Source organism: Streptomyces phytophilus (assembly GCF_013870535.1).
In the GTDB taxonomy this organism is placed as follows: domain Bacteria; phylum Actinomycetota; class Actinomycetes; order Streptomycetales; family Streptomycetaceae; genus Streptomyces; species Streptomyces phytophilus.
Map to the genome: position 1 here is coordinate 1 of NZ_JACBXC010000612.1, position 3577 is coordinate 3577.

The 3577-nt window shown below is 72.8% G+C and carries 4 protein-coding genes; 3 read left to right on the forward strand and 1 reads right to left on the reverse strand.

Annotated features, from left to right (window positions below; genetic code table 11):
- Window positions 1–426 (forward strand): phosphoribosylglycinamide formyltransferase (purN, locus tag H5J30_RS22255; protein WP_181789155.1); only part of this gene is annotated, 426 nt, incomplete at its 5' end.
- Entirely contained in the window at window positions 419–1996 is a 1578-nt protein-coding gene (gene purH, locus H5J30_RS22260) for a bifunctional phosphoribosylaminoimidazolecarboxamide formyltransferase/IMP cyclohydrolase (protein ID WP_181789156.1), read from the forward strand. The genes purN and purH, both read left to right, overlap by 8 nt.
- A 74-nt stretch (window positions 1997–2070) precedes the next feature.
- Here purH and H5J30_RS22265 read toward each other — a convergent pair whose 3' ends face one another.
- Window positions 2071–2655 (reverse strand): hypothetical protein, encoded by a 585-nt coding sequence (locus H5J30_RS22265; protein ID WP_181789157.1) that lies wholly within the window; start codon window positions 2653–2655, stop codon window positions 2071–2073.
- 113 nt (window positions 2656–2768) lie between these two features.
- Between H5J30_RS22265 and H5J30_RS22270 the strand changes: the two genes are divergently transcribed.
- On the forward strand, window positions 2769–3577 hold an 809-nt coding region (locus H5J30_RS22270; protein WP_181789158.1), incomplete at its 3' end, for a bifunctional methylenetetrahydrofolate dehydrogenase/methenyltetrahydrofolate cyclohydrolase.

Here is a 3577-nt window from a genome sequence, read left to right on the forward strand (position 1 = left end):
ACCCGCGCCGAGTGGGACCGGGCGCTGACCGAGGCCACCGCCGCGTACGAGCCGGACCTCGTGGTCTCGGCCGGGTTCATGAAGATCGTGGGGAAGGAGTTCCTGGCCCGCTTCGGGGGGCGGTTCGTCAACACCCACCCCGCGCTGCTCCCCAGCTTCCCCGGCGCCCACGCCGTACGCGACGCGCTCGCGCACGGCGTGACGGTCACCGGGTGCACCGTCCACTTCGTCGACGAAGGCGTCGACACCGGCCCGATCATCGCGCAGGGCGCGGTCGAGGTCCGCGAGGAGGACCACCGGGACGGGGGCGAGGCGCTGCACGAGCGCATCAAGGCAGTCGAACGGCGGCTGCTCGTCGAGGTCGTGGGCCGGCTGGCCCGGGACGGGTACCGCGTCGAGGATCGAAAGGTTCGGTTCGGTGAGTAATTCAGAGGCGTCGGCGTCCGGCGCACAGCGGCCGGTACGCCGCGCGCTGATCAGCGTGTACGACAAGACGGGGCTGGAGGAGCTGGCCCGCGGGCTGCACGAGGCGGGGGTCGCGCTCGTCTCCACCGGCTCGACGGCCGCCCGCATCGCCGCAGCCGGCGTGCCGGTGACGAAGGTCGAGGAGCTGACCGGCTTCCCCGAGTGCCTGGACGGCCGGGTGAAGACCCTGCACCCGCGGGTGCACGCCGGCCTCCTCGCCGACCTGCGCCTCGACGACCACCGGCGTCAGCTCGCGGAGTTGGGCGTCGAGCCGTTCGAGCTGCTGGTGAGCAACCTCTACCCGTTCGCCGAGACCGTCGCCTCCGGCGCCTCCCCCGACGAGTGCGTGGAGCAGATCGACATCGGCGGCCCGTCGATGGTCCGCGGCGCGGCGAAGAACCACCCGTCGGTCGCGGTCGTCGTCAACCCGGCGCGCTACGACGAGGTGCTCAAGGCCGTCGCGGACGGCGGCTTCGACCTGGCGCAGCGCAAGCGGCTCGCGGCGGAGGCGTTCCAGCACACGGCGGCGTACGACGTGGCCGTGGCCAACTGGTTCGCCGAGGACTACGCCCCGGCCGACGACGGCCCGCCGGACTTCACCGGCGCCGCCTACACCCGCCTGAACCCCCTGCGCTACGGCGAGAACCCGCACCAGGACGCGGCCCTCTACACCGACGGCTCCGGCACCGGCCTGCCCGGCGCCGAGCAGCTGCACGGCAAGGAGATGTCGTACAACAACTACGTCGACACCGAGGCCGCCCGCCGCGCCGCGTACGACCACGAGCGCCCCTGCGTCGCCATCATCAAGCACGCCAACCCCTGCGGCATCGCCGTCGCCGACGACGTCGCCGAGGCGCACCGCAAGGCGCACGCCTGCGACCCCGTGTCCGCGTACGGCGGCGTGATCGCCGTCAACCGGCCGGTGTCCAAGGAGCTGGCCGAGCAGGTCGCGGAGATCTTCACCGAGGTCATCGTGGCGCCCGCGTACGAGGACGGGGCGCTGGAGGCGCTGACGCGGAAGAAGAACATCCGCATCCTGCGCAGCGCCGGAGCCCCGCGGCAGGCACGGGAGTTCCGGCCGATCGACGGCGGGCTGCTGGTGCAGGAGCGGGACGTCTTCCAGGCCGCGGGCGACGACCCGGCCGGCTGGACGCTGGCCGCGGGCGCCGGTCTGGACGCGGCGGGCCTCGCGGACCTGGCGTTCGCCTGGCGGGCGTGCCGCGCGGTGAAGTCCAACGCCATCCTGCTGGCCGCGGACGGCGCCACCGTCGGCGTCGGCATGGGTCAGGTCAACCGCGTCGACTCCGCGAAGCTGGCCGTGCAGCGCGCGGGCGCGGAGCGTGCGGCCGGGGCGTACGCCGCCTCGGACGCCTTCTTCCCGTTCCCCGACGGGCTCGAAGTGCTGCTCGACGCCGGGGTACGGGCCGTGGTGCAGCCCGGCGGCTCGATCCGCGACGAGCAGGTGGTCGAGGCCGCGCGGAAGGCGGGCGTGACCATGTACCTCACGGGCGCACGGCACTTCTACCACTGACGCCCGCCCGCACGAACGAACGGAGCCCCGCCTGCACCGGCGGGGCTCCGTTCGTCTGCGCAGCGACGGTCACGTCACTGCCTGGGGCGGGAGAACCAGCGTCCGGAGTCGCGGTTCGCGAGCATGACGATCGAGATGATGCCGAGCGTCACCCAGACGAGGCCCAGCGGGATCGTCAGCACACCGAAGAGGATGAGGAAGCTCAGCCACACGATGCTGCCGGCACGCACGCCGCCCGCGCCCTTGCCGAACATCGACGCCAGGACGATGCCCAGGATCGCGTGCACGAGCAGGACGGCGATGCCGACGGCCACGGCCTCGGCGGTGATGTCGAGGCCCGAGCCGTCCTGGAAGCCTTCTTCGAAGTCCTCCTTCGCCGCCGCGATGCCGATGAGCAGCAGCGTGGAGAGCAGGGCCTGCAGCCCGCCGGTGACGAACATCATGACGCGGGCGGCCGTCGTCTTGCCCGGGATGCTCGTCGGGTGCTCGACGCCGCCGTACGGGCCGGGGCCGCCCGGGTACACCGGGTAAGGCTGGCCGGCGGCGGGGTACTGCGGGTAGCCGTAGGGCTGTTGCTGCTGCTGGGCAGGCTGCTGCTGCGCCTGCTTCTGCTGGCCCTGGGGCCCGCCGTAGGGGTTGTTCTGGTCGGGGAGGCTCACGGTGCCCTTCTTCCGCGGTTATCGGACGTAACTGACACACTGACCTGGCCCGAGGACGGCTGTCCAGACCGGCTGATTGGTCTGTTACCCGCAGCATCGGGGAGGATGGGCCCATGACCGCCCAGATTCTCGACGGCAGGGCCACCGCGGCCGCGATCAAGTCCGAGCTTGCCACGCGCGTGCAGGCGCTCAAGGGCCGGGGTGTCACGCCCGGCCTCGGCACACTCCTGGTCGGCGACGACCCGGGCAGCCAGAAGTACGTCGCGGGCAAGCACCGCGACTGCGCCGAGATCGGCATCGCCTCGATCCAGCGCGAACTGCCCGCGACGGCCACGCAGGAGCAGATCGAGGCGGTCGTCCGCGAGCTGAACGAGGACCCGGCCTGCACCGGCTACATCGTGCAGCTGCCGCTGCCGCGGCACATCGACGAGAACCGCGTGCTGGAGCTGATCGACCCGGCCAGGGACGCCGACGGGCTGCACCCCACGAACCTCGGCCGCCTCGTGCTCAACGAGCCGGCCCCGCTGCCCTGCACGCCCAACGGCTGCATCCGGCTGCTGCGCCGGTTCGGGGTGGAGCTGAACGGGGCGCACGTCGTGGTGGTCGGGCGCGGCGTGACCATCGGGCGGTCGCTGCCGCTGCTGCTGACCCGCAAGTCCGAGAACGCCACGGTCACCCAGTGCCACACCGGCACCCGCGACCTCGCCGCCCACCTGCGGCAGGCGGACATCGTGGTGGCCGCGGCCGGCTCGCCGCACCTGATCAAGCCCGCGGACATCCGGCCGGGCGCGGCCGTGCTCGACGTCGGCGTGAGCCGCGACGAGCACGGCAAGATCGTCGGGGACGTGCACCCGGGCGTCGCGGACGTCGCGGGCTGGCTGTCGCCCAACCCCGGCGGGGTGGGGCCGATGACGCGGGCGAT